The 16,042-nt window shown below is 66.3% G+C and carries 9 protein-coding genes and 2 tRNA genes; 5 read left to right on the top strand and 6 right to left on the bottom strand.

The window, feature by feature from the left end; all coding sequences use genetic code 11:
* Positions 1–136: 136 nt before the first annotated feature.
* Complete coding sequence (locus F2P45_RS31315) at positions 137–3,394, bottom strand: TonB-dependent receptor (protein WP_166882132.1); 3,258 nt, start codon at positions 3,392–3,394, stop codon at positions 137–139.
* Positions 3,384–10,526, bottom strand: coding sequence for a cadherin-like beta sandwich domain-containing protein (locus tag F2P45_RS31320; protein WP_166882133.1), 7,143 nt, complete (start codon positions 10,524–10,526; stop codon positions 3,384–3,386). The genes F2P45_RS31315 and F2P45_RS31320 overlap by 11 nt, the downstream gene beginning before the upstream one ends.
* Between F2P45_RS31320 and F2P45_RS31325 the strand changes: the two genes are divergently transcribed.
* Positions 10,525–10,740 carry a hypothetical protein gene (locus F2P45_RS31325; RefSeq protein ID WP_166882134.1) on the top strand — a complete coding sequence of 72 codons (216 nt, stop codon included), beginning with the start codon at positions 10,525–10,527 and terminating at the stop codon, positions 10,738–10,740. The genes F2P45_RS31320 and F2P45_RS31325 overlap by 2 nt on opposite strands.
* A gap of 170 nt (positions 10,741–10,910) precedes the next feature.
* On the opposite strand, the gene F2P45_RS36565 is transcribed toward F2P45_RS31325, so the two are convergent.
* The gene (locus F2P45_RS36565) at positions 10,911–12,548 is read right to left on the bottom strand and encodes an aspartyl/asparaginyl beta-hydroxylase domain-containing protein (protein ID WP_229505404.1); all 1,638 of its coding nucleotides are present in this window, start codon (positions 12,546–12,548) and stop codon (positions 10,911–10,913) included.
* Complete coding sequence (locus F2P45_RS31335; RefSeq protein WP_166882135.1) at positions 12,545–13,027, bottom strand: GNAT family N-acetyltransferase; 483 nt, start codon at positions 13,025–13,027, stop codon at positions 12,545–12,547. Before F2P45_RS31335 ends, F2P45_RS36565 begins: the two co-directional genes overlap by 4 nt.
* 50 nt (positions 13,028–13,077) lie before the next feature.
* Here F2P45_RS31335 and F2P45_RS31340 point away from each other — a divergent pair, with 50 nt between their 5' ends.
* On the top strand, positions 13,078–13,392 hold the full coding sequence (locus F2P45_RS31340; protein ID WP_166882136.1) for a DUF6916 family protein: 315 nt from the start codon (positions 13,078–13,080) through the stop codon (positions 13,390–13,392).
* 22 nt (positions 13,393–13,414) lie between these two features.
* Here F2P45_RS31340 and F2P45_RS31345 read toward each other — a convergent pair whose 3' ends face one another.
* Positions 13,415–14,107: a phage tail protein gene (locus F2P45_RS31345; RefSeq protein WP_166882137.1), complete on the bottom strand. Its 693-nt coding sequence runs from the start codon at positions 14,105–14,107 to the stop codon at positions 13,415–13,417.
* Between the two features lie 220 nt (positions 14,108–14,327).
* On the opposite strand from F2P45_RS31345, the gene F2P45_RS31350 reads away from it, so the two are divergent.
* The 3 genes from F2P45_RS31350 (at position 14,328) to F2P45_RS31360 (ending at position 15,307) form a co-directional block, all read left to right on the top strand.
* A tRNA-Asn gene (locus F2P45_RS31350) sits at positions 14,328–14,403 on the top strand.
* Positions 14,404–14,591: 188 nt separating this feature from the next.
* Positions 14,592–15,197 (top strand): outer membrane beta-barrel protein, encoded by a 606-nt coding sequence (locus F2P45_RS31355; RefSeq protein ID WP_166882138.1) that lies wholly within the window; start codon positions 14,592–14,594, stop codon positions 15,195–15,197.
* A gap of 34 nt (positions 15,198–15,231) precedes the next feature.
* Positions 15,232–15,307: transfer RNA gene (locus tag F2P45_RS31360), tRNA-Asn, on the top strand.
* Positions 15,308–15,393: 86 nt separating this feature from the next.
* Here F2P45_RS31360 and F2P45_RS31365 read toward each other — a convergent pair.
* Positions 15,394–15,687, bottom strand: a complete 294-nt coding sequence (locus F2P45_RS31365) for a hypothetical protein (RefSeq protein ID WP_166882139.1) — start codon at positions 15,685–15,687, stop codon at positions 15,394–15,396.
* Between the last annotated feature and the right edge of the window lie 355 nt (positions 15,688–16,042).

A 16,042-nucleotide genomic window follows, 5' to 3' on the forward strand; every position in this document is an offset into this window, starting at 1 on the left:
TGACGAAAACTTGATTGGGTGTTTGTCTGGTACAACAAACACGATTGCAATGCTCGTGCCCCTCTCGCTGCTGAGCCAGGAAAAAATGGCGGCGAAGATTCGCCGCCATCCATGGCATTCCCCGTTCGCGCGCGGCTTACATCCCGCCCGCCTTGAAGGTCTTCTCGTCGAACTTGAAGCGCAGCCGCAGGAAGGTGCCGTGCGCGGTATAGTCGGCCCCGCTCAGCTCCTTGTCGGTGAACCCGGACAGGTTATGCCCGACCGACAGATACAGATTGCGCGCCAGCTGATACCCGACCTCGGCGCCGTAGGCGTACTGCCGGCTCTTGCCCTGCGGGCTGTACAGCACTGACGCCAGCACGCCCACATCCCACTTCGGCGCCACGTCCACCAGCGCGCGTCCGCCCACCAGCCAGGCGTTGTACTTGCGCTGGCCGGCCGGCAGATTGCGGTCGGTATTGAGCTTGCCCGCCAGGCGCGAGGTGACCCACCATGCGCGGCTCGGGTGGTAGTCCATGTGCGTCGAGACGATATGCGCGCGGTAGTTTTCGCCATCGATGCGCGCTTCGTCGCGCACCGTCTTGTACTCGTAGCGCGCCAGCGCGTTGATGTCGTTGCGCTCGCGCGGACGCCATGCAAAGCCCACCTGCGCGCGGTCCTGCAAGGTGTTCCCGAGCGGGGCGCCGAGCGCGTCGTCGTTATTGCGCTGATAGAGCAGATAGTTGCGCGCCAAGAGCGTCCAGTCGTCGCCCAGCTTGCGCGCCACCGACACGGTATTCAACCACTGGTCCTGCCCCTGTTCGCCCAGCATGTCGGCGCGGTCGAACACCTTGCGCAACTCCAGCTTGGCCGAGGCGCTCCACAGCGGATCGATGCGGTAGTCGATTGCGCCAGTCAAGGCCATCGCTTCCTGCTCGCTGCCGTTCAACACTTTCAGATACTCGGCGCCGGTGCTGGCGGTCACGCCCGGACGCAGCTGCCACGTATTGCGCACACCCGACGCCAGCTGCGCATTGCGCTCGTCGTCGAATCCCAGGTCGGCGCTGTCGCGCAGCCGGTATTCCGAAAACACCGTGCCGCCGGCCATGTACGAGGTGTCGACCCCGGCCACCACGCTGGTGCTGCGTTCGGCCGGGTTGATCGAATACGACGACGCCAGCCCGGTCTGGGTCTCGGCACGCGCATACAGGCGCCCGTACGACGCGGTCGCGTACTGCACACCGACGCCGTAGCGCTGCTGCTGTTCGCCGTCGATGCTGTGCTCCGCATCGGCGGCCACGGTCAGCTTGGCGCTGGCCTTGAACTGCACGCCGACGCGCGCGGTGGTCGCTTCCACGCCGCGATACGGGGCACGGTTGGTGCTGGCCGGGTTATACGGCAGGCCGGTCACGGTATCGAGCCCGGACGATTCCAGCCCGCCGTAAAAGCCGCCGGCCGCACTTTGCGCGCCGCCCAGCGGCGCCGTGTTCGGCGCGATCGAGGTGGTCGGCGACAGCTGGCCGCTCTCTTCGATGTGGCGCAGCGAGAGGTCGATGCTTACACGCTCGCTCAGCGCGTACTGCACCCCGGCGCGCTGGCCGTCGCGCGAGGCACCGTCAAAGTTCGCGCCGCCGTTCACGCCGCCGTCGCTGTCGCTGCGCACCGCTTCCGCATACAGGCGCGTGCGCGGGTTGATGCGCCATTTGGCGCTGGCGCCGCCGTCGCTTTGCCCGGCCGCGAGGCCCGCCGCGGTGTTGTTGAAATCGCGCCCGGCCTGGTGCCACCACGCGCGCGCTTCGAGCTGCTCGCTGTTGTGGCGCAGTTCGATGCGCCCGGCGCTGCCGTCACGCTCGTCCATCGATTCACCAGGCTGGCGCGTCGGCGTGGCCGAGACGTTCTGGCCGATGGTGTAGGTGGTCGACGTACTGCGCGCCAGTTCGGCCACCAGGTCGGTGCCCGCGCCCAGTTGCCATTGTCCGGCCACGCTTTGCAGCTTGTAAGGCGAATCGGGATTGCGGTCGTCAACGATCGAGGCGCCGACTTTTACGCGCTCGCCCAGCGCCACCTGGCCATCGGCGCCGAGCACCCAGAACTTGTCGCCGCCCTGGTCAACCTCGTAGGTGATGCGGATCGATTGCGGGTCGCCATCCGGGGTGAGGGTAGGGATGGCCTGGTTGAACACGATCCGTCCGCTGAACGGCTCGAAGCTGTAGTCCACGTAGCGCTGCAGGGCGATGACCTGCTTGACGAGATTGGCCTGGTTCTTGTCGCGCACGACCAGTTCGACCTTGTCCGAGTTCCGGATCGCGCTGTTGCTGCGCACCGCGAACGGGCCGGAGGTGCCGTTGGCCTGGTATTCCTCGATCACCTGTTTCAGGCTGTCGTGCACGGCGAAGGCGTTGCCGCTGATGCTGCCTTGCTCGTAGTGGCCGCGCAGGCCGGTGGCGCTGCGGTTGTACTGGCCCAGCTTGTGCAGGCCGCTGTCCATGCCGCTGCCGGTGCCGGCGAACTGGCTGAAGCCGGCGCCGGTCGCAAAGTCGCCATACAGCAGGTAGTTCTTGCGCTGGTCGAGGCGCACATACAGGCGCTCGCTGGAACGGGCGTCGAAGGCGGTCACCGAGTCGTCGCCGTACACCGGATAAAAACGGTTCGGATCGAGGTCGCGCAGCAGGCGGCTGCTGTCGGCTTTTTCGGAATCGTAGGCGGCCGTGATGGCGCTGTCGATGCCGATGTCGCCCTTGGCGAAAAACGCCAGGCGCGCCGCCACGTCGTCCTTGCCGCCGTTGAACTGGCGGCTCCAGTGGGTCAGCGACTGCTCGAAGCCATCGTTGAAGCGTTCCGGCCCGGAGGACGAACCACTACGGCGGCCGATCACGCCTTCGGCCACGCCGGCAGCGAACAGCGGCCGGCGTTCGGTCACAAAACTGAGTTCGCCGCGCGCCCGCAGGGCGCCGCTGGCCACCGACAGCACCACATCCTGTGCGTGCGGCGGGGCCACCAGCTGGAAGCGCGCCACGCCGTCGTCGACGCGAATGCGGGTGCCGCGCAGCAGGCGGTCGGTACGCTGGCCGAGGCGCAGGCCGGGCGCGGCGGCCGGGTCGAGAATGCGCCCGCCGGTGCTGTCGACCGTGATCCAGGTGCTGCCGCGCAGGGGCTGGCCCTGGGCGTCGAGCAGGCGCACGGTCACGCCCACGGCGGAGCGGCCGTCGCCGGGCAGCATGTTGCTGTCGGTTTCAACCAGGATGTCGCCCAGGGCCGGGTCGCTGCGCAGGGACAGCGGCGCAGTGTCGGCTGGTTGCACCAGCGGCGCGATGGTTTGCGCGTGCAGCGGATAGGCGGCGGCAATCGCCAGCACGCCGATCAACAGGCGGGTTTGCGCGCGCGCGGGCAGGGGACGCAGGAAGTTATTGCGCATGTTGTTCCCCTTGGACTGGCTTGCTGTTCACCTTGCGTTTTTCCTTGGTCGAAAATGTGATGCCGGGACTGCCCGTAGGCGGCGGCGCCGCTTCCGTTCGTGTTTCGCCTTCCTGACGCGGACGACCGAGGCGGATGCGTTCCTGCACCGGTGCGGCGCAGCTGGTCTCGGCGAAGTCGGCGCGAATCAGTTCGCCGTTGCGCACGTCCAGCAGCAGGCTGTCCGCATCGCCCAGATTGCGGTTGCTGGTCTCGCCCATCACGCTGCCGGCCGGCAGGCTGACCGGGTCGACCTTGATCACGTGCGCGCTCGGACTCAGGCCGCAGTAGCTGTACTTGCCGTCGTTATCGGTGCGCACGCTGGTGCCGTCTTCGAGGTACAGGCGCACGCCCGGAATGCCGGCTTCGCCCGCATCCTGCATGCCGTTGCGGTTGCAGTCGGCGAACACCTTGCCGGCCACGCAGGCGTCATTGGTGAACACGCCGCCGGTCACTTTGACCTGGAAGCGCGCTTCGTTCGAGGCGATTGCCCCCGCGCGCGGCGCCAGGGTGGCCTCGTCGAGGCAGCCGGCGGCGCTGTTGCAGGCATAGGCCCAGGCGCGGTTGACGCCATCGCCCTGCATGCTGCCCACGCCGACCCGCGCACGGTAAGTCAAGACCAGCTGGCGGCCGCCGCCGGCGGCGCCGAGCTGGAAGCCGAGCACCGAACCGGCAGCGCTCAGGGGATCGGGGGCGCGCACGCCGTTCACCGTGGCGCTGCCCGGCACGTAGCGGAAGCCCGCCGGCAGCACATCGCGCACGCTGGACTGGGCGATGGTCGAGCCGGCGCCCTGGCTGAGCACTATGGTGTAGCGCACCGTGTCGCCCAGTTCCGCCGTCTGGCGGTCGCCCGTCTTGCTCAGTGCGAGGCCGGCGGCCACCGCCGCGTCGAGCGGGATGTGGTTGTTCATGAGCGCCGCCGACACGCCGCTGGTGATCTGCAGCGTGAGGTAGTACTGGGTGCTGTTGGAGCCGCCGGCGAGCAGGCCGGCGCAGGCCGCCGCGTCATGCCGGGGCACATTCGCGCCGGGAGCGCTGGTGCCGGACTGGACCAGCGCCGGGTCGGGCGTGGCGCCCACGCTCAGGGTGGCCGCGCAGGCCGGCAGCAGGCGCGAGCCGGCGCCGAAGCCGGACGGCGATTTGCCGATTGCCAAGGTGTAGGTGCCGCTCGGGTAGCCGTTTTGCAGCTGGACCTGATAGGCGCCGTCGTTGCCGGTCACCTGGTTCTGGCCGCCCGCCAGATGGGTGGCCGCATCGAAGCCGGCCGGACCGGATACCACCACCGTCACGCCCGCCAGCGGCTGGCGCGAGATGGCGTCGTAGACGATGCCGGTCGGTTTCAGGGCCAGATTTTGCTGGGTAATCTCGTCCGTGCTTGAGAGGCTCAGGTTGCGGATCGACAGGTTGCCGGAGCTGCCAGCGCCGCCGCCCGAGTCGGCTGTGCCGGACAGGTTGCTGCCAGGCTTGTTGAAGCCCAGCGCGAAGCCGCTGCCGGTCGGCAGGCCGGTCTGGGCGTAGCCCGGGCACACCAGGTTGTCGAGCTGATACTGGCCCTGCGCATTGCTTTGCACGGTGCACAGCGACTGGCCGTTTTGCGCCAGGCTCACGTTCCAGCCTGCCACCAGGGCGCCGGGCGTGCCTGGCATCGGCTTGTCGCCGAGGGTGATGACGCCGCTGACAATCGGCAGCTTGAGGCCGGGCACGGCGCGTGGGCGCAGGCCGAACAGGTAGCCGTCGATCTTGCCGCCGGACGAGGCCAGCAGCGCGCCATCGATGCCGATCTCGGCAATGCTGGCCTGGAAGGCCTGGGTGCCGAAGTTGGCGTTGTTGACCTTGCCGCCTGCGACACCTGCGCGTTCCTGGCCGTCGGCGTACAGCGCGCCGTCGACATCGGCCGAACTGCGCTTGAGGGTGTAGCTGCCTGCGGTAAGACCGGCGAAGGCGAAAGCGCCGTCGGCGGCGCTGGTGGCCACGCTGGCGGCGCTGCCCGAGAGGGTCACGCGCACGCCGGACAGGCCGGCTTCGCCGCTGTCTTTCACGCCATTGTTATTGGCGTCGGCATACACAAAGCCTTGCAGGGTACCGGTATTGTGCTCGCCGAACAGATAGCCGGTACCGGCGGCGCCGGGCGCCACCACGATATTGGCGATCCGGTTGCGCGCGGCGCTGCCGTCGAAGCTGGCGTTGTCGACCGTGCCGCCGAGGCTGCCGGCGGTTTCCTTGCCGTCGGCTTTGCCTGCCGGCTGCACTTCGGTGATGGTGTAGGTGCCGCCTTTGATGTTATCAAAAGCGAAGCGGCCCTCGCTGCCGGTGACGGTGCTCAATTCCACCTTGGCGCCATCGATGTCGGTACCGTCGAGATTGACGGTGACGCCGGCCAGGCCGGACTCGGTGCTGTTGTTGATGCCGTCATTATTGCTGTCGGTGTAGACCAGCCCGGCGAGCGAGGCGCTCGGCGGCGGCGCGCGGGTGACGGTTACAGTGGTGGTGACTGCCTTGCCGCTTTGCGCTGTCACCACGATGGTGATGGTGTTGCTGCCGACAAGCAGCGCGACCGGCGCCGAGGCGCTGGCGCTGGCGACGACCGCGCCGTTGACGGTGACGCTGGCGCTGCTGTCGGCCACGGTCGGGGTGACGCTGATGCTGGCGCTCGCGTTCGGCACGGCCACGGCATAGGCGCTGGTGGCGCTGGCGAATGCCGGCGCCAGCGTGCCCGCCGAGACGGCCAGGTTGCCCAGCGCCGCGTTGTCCGACACGGCGCGCGTGGCGGTGATGGTGTAGGTCTTCACGGTGCCATCCTGGGCGGTGACGCTGACCACGATGCTGTTGCTGCCCGCCGCCAGCGCAATCGCTTGCGAGGCGCTGCCGCTGGCAACCAGCACGCCGTTGACGGTGACGCGCGCGCTGGCATCGGCCACGGCCGGGATCACGCTGATGCTGCCGGTGCCGTTGGGCAGCGCCAGCGCATAGCTGGTCACGCCCGGTGCGAAGGCCGGGGACAGTGTGGCGCCCGGCACCGACAGCGCCGCCAGGTCGGCATTGGCGGCGGCCGCGCGCGTGACGCTGATGGTGTAGGTCTTGCTGCTCAAGCCATCCTGCGCCGTGACCACGACCGTAATCAGGTTGGCGGCGGTGAGCAGGGCGATCGGCGCCGAGGCGTTGCCGCTGGCGACAGCCACGCCGTTGACGGTGATGCTGCCGGCCGCTGCGCTCGGAGTGACGGTCAGCGAGCCGGTGGCGGCGCCGACGCTGGCGCTGTAGGCGGTGGTGGCGGGGCTGAAGGCCGGCGCCAGCGTGGCGTTCGACAGGCTCAGGCCAGTCAGTTCGGCAATCGGCGGCGCGGCGCGCGTGACGGTCACGGTGTAGGTGTTGGTGGTCACGCCATCTTGCGCGGTGACGACGATGGTGATCACATTCGCGCCGACGTTCAGCGCCAGCGGGGCCGATGCGGCGCCGCTGGCGTTCGCCACGTTGTTGACGGTGATGGTGCTGCTGGCGGCGGTCGGGGTGACGCTGATCGAGCTCGTCGCGTTCGGCACATTGGCCGTGTAGGCCGTGGTGGCGCTGGCAAACACCGGGCTCAGGGTGCCGCTGGAGATCGTCAGCGCGGACAGGTCTGCGTTCGACGAGACGTTGCGGGTCACCGTGATGTTGTAGCTGCGCGGCGAACCATCCTGCGCCGTGACCGTGACGGTGATGATGTTGGCGCCGATGTTCAGGGCAATCGGACCCGAGGCCGCGCCGCTGGCGACCGTCACGCCGTTGACGGTGACCGATGCGCTGCTGTCGGCCACGCTTGGAGTGACGGTGATCGAGCCGGTGGCGTTGGGCACGGTGGCGCTGTAGGTTTGCTGGGCCGCGCTGAACACCGGGTTCAGGGTGCCGCTCGACAAGGCCAGGGCCGCCAGGTCGTTATTGGTCGACATGGCGCGCGTGACGGTGACCGTGTAAGTCTTGGTGCTGCCGTTTTGCGCCATGACCTCGACCGTGACCGCGTTCGCACCGGTGTTCAGCGCGATCGGGCTTGAGGCGTTGCCGCTGCTAACGGCTACGCCGTTGACCTTGACGGTGGCGTTCGGCTCGTTGACGTTCGGCGTGACGACGATGCTGCCGGTGGCCGCCGCGACTGCCATGGTGTAGCTGGTGGTCGATGGCGCGAACGCCGGGCTCAGGCTGCCGCCCGACAGCACCAGCGCAGACAGGTTGGCGTCGCCCGACCCGGCGCGGGTGAGCGTGACGGTGTAGGTGGTGACGGTGGTGCCATCCTGCGCCGTGACGGCGACAGTGATGGTGTTGGCGCCGACCGCCAGCGCGATCGCGCTGGAGGTGTTGCCGCTGGTAACGGCCACGCCGTTGACGGTGACGCTGGCGGTGGCGTCGCTCACGGTCGGGGTGACCGCGACCGAGGTGGTGGCGTTGCCCACGCTGGCCGTGTAGCTGGTGGTGCCCGAGGCAAACGCCGGGCTCAGGGTGCCGCTCGTGAGCGACAGCGCCGAGAGCGCGGCATTGCTGGACGGCAGCGCGCGGGTGATCGTCAGCGTGTATTGCTTGGTGGCCGAGTTCTGGGCGGTGACGATCACGGTGACCGTATTGCTGCCCGGATTCATGGCAATCGCGCCCGAGGGAGCGCCGCTGCTGACGGCCACGCCGTTGACGGTAACGCTGGCCGTGTTGACGGCCGTGGTCGGGGTGACGGTGATGCTGCTCACGCCCGCGCCGATCGAGACGGTGTAGCCGGTGGTGGCCGGATTGAACGACGGGCTCAGGGTGCCGCTTGAACTGCTCAGGGCCGACAGGTTGTTGTTGGACGAGGCGGCGCGGGTCAGCGTGACGGTGTAGGTCTTGGTGGTGCTGCCATCCTGCGCCGTGACGATGGTGGTGATGGTGTTGGCGCCCACCGCCAGCGGAATTGGCCCGGAGGCATTGCCGCTGGTAACGGAGTTGCCGTTGACGGTGACGCTTGCACTGGCATCGGCCACGGTCGGGGTCATCGTGAGCGAGGTGGTGGCGTTGGACACGCTGGCGGTGTAGCTGGTGTTGCCTGATGTGAAGCCCGGCGACAGGGTGCCGCTCGACGGCGCCAGCGCGGACAGGTCGGCGTTGGCCGAGGCGGCACGGGTGACGGTGATGGTGTAGCTGAGCGGCGTGCCGTTCTGCGCGGTGACCGTGACGGTGATGGTGTTGCTGCCGAGCGCCAGGCCGATCGCGCCGGAGGCGTTGCCGCTGGTGGTGGCCACGCCGTTGACGGTGACGCTGGCGGTGGCGTCAAGCACGGTCGGCGTCACGGTCAGCGAGGTGGTGGCGTTACTGACGCTGGCCGTGTAGCCGGTGGTGGCCGAGGCGAACCCCGGCGTCAGCGTGCCGCTCGACAGGCTCAGCGCGCTCAACTGGTTGTTGGCGGACGCCGCCGCGCGCGTGACGGTGGTGGTATAGGTCTTGGTGGTGCCGTCCTGGGCTGTGACGACGGTGGTGATCACGTTATTGCCGACCGACAGCGCGATTGCACCGGACGGGCTGCCGCTGGTCACGGCCGCGCCGTTGACGGTGATGCTGGCGTTGCCCTGCGACCTGGTCGGGGTGACGGTCAGCGAGGTGGTGGTGAACGGCACGCTGGCGGTGTAGCTGGTGGTGGCGCTGGCGAAGACCGGGTCGAGGGTGCCCTGCGACAGTACCAGATTGCTCAGGTTGGCGTCGCTCGACGGTGGCGCCGCGCGTGTGAGGTTGACGGTGTAGGTCTTGGTGGTACTGCCGTCGAGCGCGGTGACGACCACGGTGAGGGCATTCGCCCCCACGTTCAGGGCAATGCTGCCCGAGGCCGCGCCGCTGCCGGCACTGACGCCGTTGACGGTGACGGTCGCACCCGGGGTGTCGACCGTGGGCGTGACGGTGGTGCTGGCGGTCGCGTTCGGGACCGGCATATTGTAGGTCGTGGTGTTGGCGTTGAATACCGGCGACAGGGCGGCCGCTGAAACGCTGAGGCCTGCCAGGTCGGCATTGCCCGTAGGCTCGACAAACACGAAGCTGTTGAAACCTTCCTGCCACAGCTTGCCTGTCGCTCCCGCACCGCCATTGCTGGTGATGCGCACTTCGTCCACATTCCTGAATGTGTTGGGGAGCGTGACATCGGCAATGGGGCCCAATTTATTTGCGGAGAATGTATGCGTATTGCCAGTGGGATTGCCGTTCAGGTAGGCAGTCGCGGTATAGAGCGCTTCGATCTCGCTGACATCCTGGATCTTGAAGTTCGCAAGGCCGAATTTCCGGTTCGACTGGCTTTTGATGATGAGTGCCCCAACCTGCGGATACGAATACAAGCCGGTATTCGGGTCGGGAATATTGCTGTCTGTGAACAACAGCACGGAATCGCTGCCGAAAAGCGTGAAATTCGTGACCCATCCGGTCGGCGTATTGCCGGCATTTGCAAAGTAGATCTGAACCGCGATGTTCGGAACGTCGCTGCTCCCACTTTGTCCATCGATCAGTATCGGCGTCATGACAACGTTATCCGCAGAATTGAACGGCACCTGCAGCGTACCGGCCACGCCTGGCAGGACGTGCCGGTATGCCGGGAAGCTCAAGGCTGCGCTGCGCAGCGCGCCAGTGCGCGCTTCCAGCAACCAGTCGCCGCCCTGCGCCGTGGCGCCGGTCAGATTGATCGAGGCGGCCACGCGGGCGCCGGTGCGGCCGGCCAGCTCGCCGATGAAATCCTGTCCAGTCTTGCCTTCCGCTACGTTACAGCCATACAGCAGAATATCGGCATCGGCGCCCAGGGCGGCGCGGATGATGCCGAGGTCGGCGCTGCGCGCGTTCAACTGCTGCCGGTCGAGGTTCAGGGAGCCGAGCTTGAGCGCGCCCGGGCCGCCGTGCGAGATGAGGTGCAGGCCGCGAATGCCGCGCCGGGTTTCGAGCGCCTGCGCGATCTGGCGCAAGCCATCCTGGCGGCCGTCGAGCACGACCACTTCCATGCCGGCGGCGGTCAGCTGGCGGTAATCGGCAAGATTATCTTCGACGAACAGGATTTGTTTTGCCGGCTGGAGTGACGCGGCGCTGGCGGGCGGCCCTGAAACAAACAGAATGGCGCAGACGCATGCCATGAAAAACACCCGCCACCAGATTGGCGCGGAAAAGGACGTCGGCACGGCAGAATTGCTCATGTTTTCTTCTTTCAAGGGCACTGATGCCAATCGCCACGTGCGGGAAACCCTCACGACGCGGTGCGGCAGTCGACAATTAACAGGTATTGATGAATCAGGTACGGCAGGTATTCAGAGACGGGGGCCGGGCGGCCCGGATTACAGGTATTCGTGATGCGCGAAGCGATGCAACAGGCTGGGTATTGGCTTGGCTTTCCCGCCAGGCGGCGGGACTCAAACGATGGCTCGGATAATTATCCAAAGAAACTAAGATTCCGCCTAGCTATTTGATTCACATCATGACCTTTCTGACAATTTTTCGCCAAAAAGCCACAACGGCGGACTCTACTGCTGCGCCATGCGCTGCTTTTCCAGGGCGTCGTAGCGCTGTGCGAGCCGCATGCGCGCCGCGACGCCGCCATCCGGCGCCAGGGGGCAAGGTGCCGGATCGCCGTCGAATTGCGCGCGCGGCTGTTTCGCATGGAAACCGGCGCGTTGGCGCAGCAGTTCGGCTTCGTGCGCGCCGCAGTCGATGCCGAAGCGGGGCAGCAAGGACGTGGCGATCAACTGCGGCAGGTCGGCGTAATTGAGCAGGGCCAGGTCGGCCGCATGGGCGAGGGCGGCGTCGAAGAAGCCTTCCAGCACATGCGCCGCGTAGCCGTCCAGGTCGCCTGGCGCCAGACCGCTTGGCGCCGGCGGCAGCAGGGCCGGATGCAGCAGGCCAGGGACCATTTGCGGCCCGCGCTGGCGCTGGTGCGAGGCCAGTACGGCGTCGGGCTCGCGGTACAGGAACAGGCAGGGCGTGCCGGGAAACGCCAGGCGGATCAGTGGCAGACTGTGGATATGCCAGCAGTCGAGCTTGACGAAAAAGTGCGTTTCGTCGCCGAAGCGGCGCTGGCCCAGGGCGTGCACGGCCTGGCGCAGCAGTGCCGCCGTCTCGGCCGGGGTCTGCGCCTCGTCGTGGTGGCGCCGCAGCAGCGCGTCGATGATGGGCGGCTCCGACATGACCACGCATTGCGGCAGGGCCGCCAGCATCTGGGTCAGCAGGGTGGAGCCGCAGCGCGAGACGTGGAAAAGGAAGGCGTCCGGAGCCAGCGCGGGGCCGGTCGCGTCGAGCGCGGCAAGGGGCGTGTCGCAGCGCTGGCGTTGCGCGGGAACTTGTCGGGCCAGGGTGTTGTCGAAGAATGGATCGGTAAAGCGCAGCGCGCCCGCGTGGCGCCAGGATACCCGCAGCGGCGTGCCGGCCGCCGCCACCGGGAACCAGTGCCGCATCGGCATGCCGGCATGCCAGGCCACGGCCTCGGCACGCAGCAGCACGCGTTCGCGCGCGTTCAGGGCATTGTTGTTAGTGAGGGACGCCAGCGGCCTCGGGACGAAGCCGGCGTCCTTGAACAGTTGCGCCAGCCAGTCGTTGCTGACGCAATCGAGAATCAGATGCACGCGCGGCAGGGCGCTGGCGTTGTGGACGGCGTGGCGGCAGCTGGCGTCCAGATACCAGGCGTGGCCTGCGCTGAAATGCACCGCTTCGCCGTCGACCGTAAACAGCACCTCGGGCGTTGTCTGGATCGGCACGTGCAGCCGGGTCAGGCCTTCCTGCAAGGCGGTACCGGGGTCGCGGTGCTCCTTGATCACGGCGCCGTGCGCGAGCGCCATCAGGCGCACCGATTGCTTGTCGCAGGCGAGGCTGTCGATCACCTGGCGCAGGTAGGGGCAGCGGTCGAGGACGGGCGTGTCGCGGTAGGGCTCGCCGTCGACCGGCATGATGTGGCGCGCGCTGCCGCCTGCCGAACGCAGCGGAACGCAGGACCAGCCCTTGTCGTAGGCGCCGGTGTTGAAATGGGCGATCCACTCGTCGGCGCCGAGGGCGTCCAGCTCGGCCCGCATGCGGGCGATGTCGAACGCCAGCGGCAGGCGCAGCCATGCGCTGGGCGCCGCCGCGCCCTGCGGCGCAGACCCCGGGGCGGGGCGGGCGGCGACGCTCATGGGGCGCTCCAGCGCATGCGCTGCTGCACCTGATCGCTGGCGACGGTCTCGAAACCGAGCCGCGCATACAGGCGGGCGGCGCCCTCGTTGGCGAGCAGGACGCTGAGCGTGAGCGGCAGGCCGCGCGCGGCGGCCGCGCTTTGCAGCGCGCGCAGGACGGCGCTGCCGTTACCCTGTGCGCGGGCATGCGGCACGAAGGCCAGGTCGACCAGGTGCAGGCGGCCGGCGTGGGCGTCGGTCACCAGGCGGCCGATGGGCTGGCCGGCGCGTTCCACGATGGCGTAGTCGGCTTGAGGAAAAGCGACGCGATAGCCCTGGCCTTGCATCTGCTGCTGCATGGTGATCAGTTGCGCGATGACGGCCGGCGCGGCCGCCATCGCCGCCAGGTCGTGGCGCGTGCTTGCATAGAGTTCGGAAAGGAAGGCGTGGTCGTCGTCGCCAATGGCGCGCAAAAGAAGAGGGGCGGGCAGGGTGAACACAATTCTCCGTGATTATTTGCTATGCTTTCGGAACACAAAAGGGGAGTCGGATGACCGTTTCGATAGAACAATTCACGAGCGCGCTCGACAGCGCGTTCATCGCCCACACCGCCGCCGGCACGATTGCCCTGACCCTGGTCGAGGCCACCGAACTGCCGCGGCGCGGCTTGCCCGAGCAGTTTCGCACGCCTATGACCCTGATCTTCACCGGTCCGCCGGCGCCGGTACTGTATGACGATCATTATGTGATGGACCATCCGGAACTGGGGCGCCACCAGTGGTTCATGTCGCCCATTTCGTCGCTTGCGTCGCTGCCCGGCAGCGCCGCGCCGGCCGGGCAGCGCTATCAGGTGGTGTTTACCTGACAGCGGCGTCCGAACCAGGCTATTAGTTGCGGCTCGGGAAAATCCCCTCGACACAGATAATGTACTGCACGCCGACGAACGGCGGCACGGTTGGAATCTGTCCCGTGACGCTGACCGTGACTGGCGCCTGCAACGGCGTGCCCGAGCCGGTATTGTCGACCGTGACCGTGCCGCCGCTACCGCCGCCTCCGGTGATCGTGGCCGCGTTCAGGGTGACCGTGCCTTTGCCTGCGTCGGGACGGTACATCAGCGGCTGGTTCGGGCCGCCGGCCTTGCCCGCGGCCAGATAGCCGTCCTGCGCCGCTAGCGACGTGGTGGCCACATCGGTGCTGACGTGCAGGGTGGGGGCAGACCCGCCGCCGCCAGCGGCGGCAAAGGTTGCCGTGTGGTTGTGCGCAGGCAGGTTGGCCACGGTCAGGGTGACGGCGGCCGCGCCGGTGCCGTTGAGCACGGCGGTGAACGCCGCGTTGCCGCCGACCGTGCCCATGTCGGCCGAAATGCGGCCGGGCGCGCCCAAGGCCGCGCCGGCCGGAATGCGGCCGCGCAGGTCCGGCAGGGCAAAGGTGTTCTGGCCATCGCCGCCGTAGGTGGTGCCGAGCAGCGAGAACAGGGCGCTGTTCTGGGCAATGCTCAGCAGCTGGCCGGCGCAGGTCATGAAACCGCGTGGTGCAAAGGGGAATGCGACGGGTACGATAGTGCCTAAGAACATCTCCATAATTCTTCCTTTCAACGGGGTGAAGCGATGATGGGTACGGTGAGTCGGTGCAGTACGCCGGGCCATCCGGCCGGGCCGGACTTATAGTAGATCAAATTTTGCTTTTAAAACACAATTGTCGATCCCGGCACACCAAGCGTTGCTTGCGCGCATGACTGGCGACGGCCTCGCACGTGAAACTGGACAAGTCAATTCTCGACCGATATAATGCGGCCTCTTTTCCCTGATAGCTCAGTTGGTAGAGCGACGGACTGTTAATCCGCAGGTCCCTGGTTCGAGTCCAGGTCGGGGAGCCAGAATGCGAGAGGCCACGTTGAACCAACGTGGCCTTTTTTGTTTTGTGGGTGAATGTGCACCGATTGTTACCTATATGCAACAACCGATAGTGATCTTTCTTGCTTGTTTGTAATCGCGGCCCGTATCATCCCGCCTGGTAAATACGCAGCATTGTGCGCGTTACCGCGAACCCATACACAAAAATTCCATGAAAAAAATTGCATTCGTGATCGCTGTGGCGATCGCTTCCTTTGGCTCGGCCCAGGCACAAACCCAGGCGCCCGCCGCCAACCCCTTGCGCTTCGTCGTTGGCGCCGGCCTGACCGCCGGCGGCGACAAGCTGGCCACTGCCAAATACAGCAACGGCGGCTCGATCGACGTGCGCGCCGGCGGCATGATCGCCTTCCTCGCTGGTGTCGACTACCGCGTCAATCAAGAGTTCTCGTTCCAGGGCACCGTGGGTTTTCACGTCGACCAGGCCAGTGCCAGGAATGGCGACGTGACCTTCAAGCGTTTTCCGATCGAAGTGCTGGCGTACTTCCACCCGACCGACAAAATGCGTATCGGCGGCGGCGTGCGTTACGTGTCGAGCCCTAAACTGAACGGCGACGGCTTCGGCGCCGGCGTGTATCAGGAGTTCGACAACACCGTGGGCGCGGTGGTCGAAGGCGAGTACTTCTTCAGCCCGAACGTGGGCCTGAAGCTGCGCTACGTGAAAGAAGAGTACGAGTCGAGCTACGTCTACCGCCGTCAAACTTTCGTCGAAAAGACCAAAGGCGACCACGTCGGCATTTTTGGTAATTTTTACTTCTAAAATTCCTGCGGGGCCTATATAATACGGCCTCTTTTCCCTGATAGCTCAGTTGGTAGAGCGACGGACTGTTAATCCGCAGGTCCCTGGTTCGAGTCCAGGTCGGGGAGCCAGAATTTGAAAGGGCCCGCAAGCAATTGCGGGCCCTTTCTCGTTAACCGCGTATTGGCGCGCGCCATGGCGACCAGCTCGGTGCCGTTCAGGCACGCGACGGTGGCCAGATTCGTGCGCAGCTCTGGCATATTCGACCGAGCTGGTGGGGTTCACGCAAGCAGCGCAGATCAACAAGCGCCGTGCCGCTTGCAGAGCAGATCCCGGCTTCTGGTGCGCGATGGGAAGTCGATCGCTCAGCTGCTTGAGCTCCTTGTTCCTGCCCTTGAGTAAAACCACTTCCTGTTTCACCGGCATGCCAAATTTTCAGGAATGGCAAAATCCACGACGTAGTCCAAATCCCTGTCGTCATCGTCGAATGGCGGGTGTCGTAATTCTTCATGGGGATAGCCCGGTTGCCTGCGACTACTTCAGCGAATCCGGGTGACGTCCATACAAAGCAGCGATGGCCGTGTTTTTCACATCGCTATTTACTCAAGCACATTGAGTCAGATGCCTTTCAATACCAGCGCTATACGCGACGATTATTCGCACGTCCACATGTCTGACTGCATCTTGCCGTGCGAAAGTTGCACACGTCACGTCCTGACGCGATATCAACTGGGTAGTACGTAAGCATCCAGCCCACCCATCTATGAATTCCTGAACGTTGCGGCCACACTCCTTTCTTCAATTTCTAGGAGAAATATGGTGGCAAATGTGGAGCAAATTAACGAGTGGCAGGCGCGCGTGGCACG

The organism is Massilia mucilaginosa, from assembly GCF_011682145.1.
GTDB classification, from domain to species: domain Bacteria; phylum Pseudomonadota; class Gammaproteobacteria; order Burkholderiales; family Burkholderiaceae_D; genus Telluria_A; species Telluria_A mucilaginosa.

Bases quoted from the DNA above. Each gene is read 5' to 3' on its own strand.
- F2P45_RS31325 (WP_166882134.1), top strand. From the start codon at position 10,525: ATGAAAAACACCCGCCACCAGATTGGCGCGGAAAAGGACGTCGGCACG.
- F2P45_RS31365 (WP_166882139.1), bottom strand. From the start codon at position 15,687: ATGAAGAATTACGACACCCGCCATTCGACGATGACGACAGGGATTTGG.
- F2P45_RS31345 (WP_166882137.1), bottom strand. From the start codon at position 14,107: ATGGAGATGTTCTTAGGCACTATCGTACCCGTCGCATTCCCCTTTGCA.
- F2P45_RS36565 (WP_229505404.1), bottom strand. From the start codon at position 12,548: ATGAGCGTCGCCGCCCGCCCCGCCCCGGGGTCTGCGCCGCAGGGCGCG.
- F2P45_RS31315 (WP_166882132.1), bottom strand. From the start codon at position 3,394: ATGCGCAATAACTTCCTGCGTCCCCTGCCCGCGCGCGCGCAAACCCGC.
- F2P45_RS31355 (WP_166882138.1), top strand. From the start codon at position 14,592: ATGAAAAAAATTGCATTCGTGATCGCTGTGGCGATCGCTTCCTTTGGC.
- F2P45_RS31320 (WP_166882133.1), bottom strand. From the start codon at position 10,526: ATGGCATGCGTCTGCGCCATTCTGTTTGTTTCAGGGCCGCCCGCCAGC.
- F2P45_RS31340 (WP_166882136.1), top strand. From the start codon at position 13,078: ATGACCGTTTCGATAGAACAATTCACGAGCGCGCTCGACAGCGCGTTC.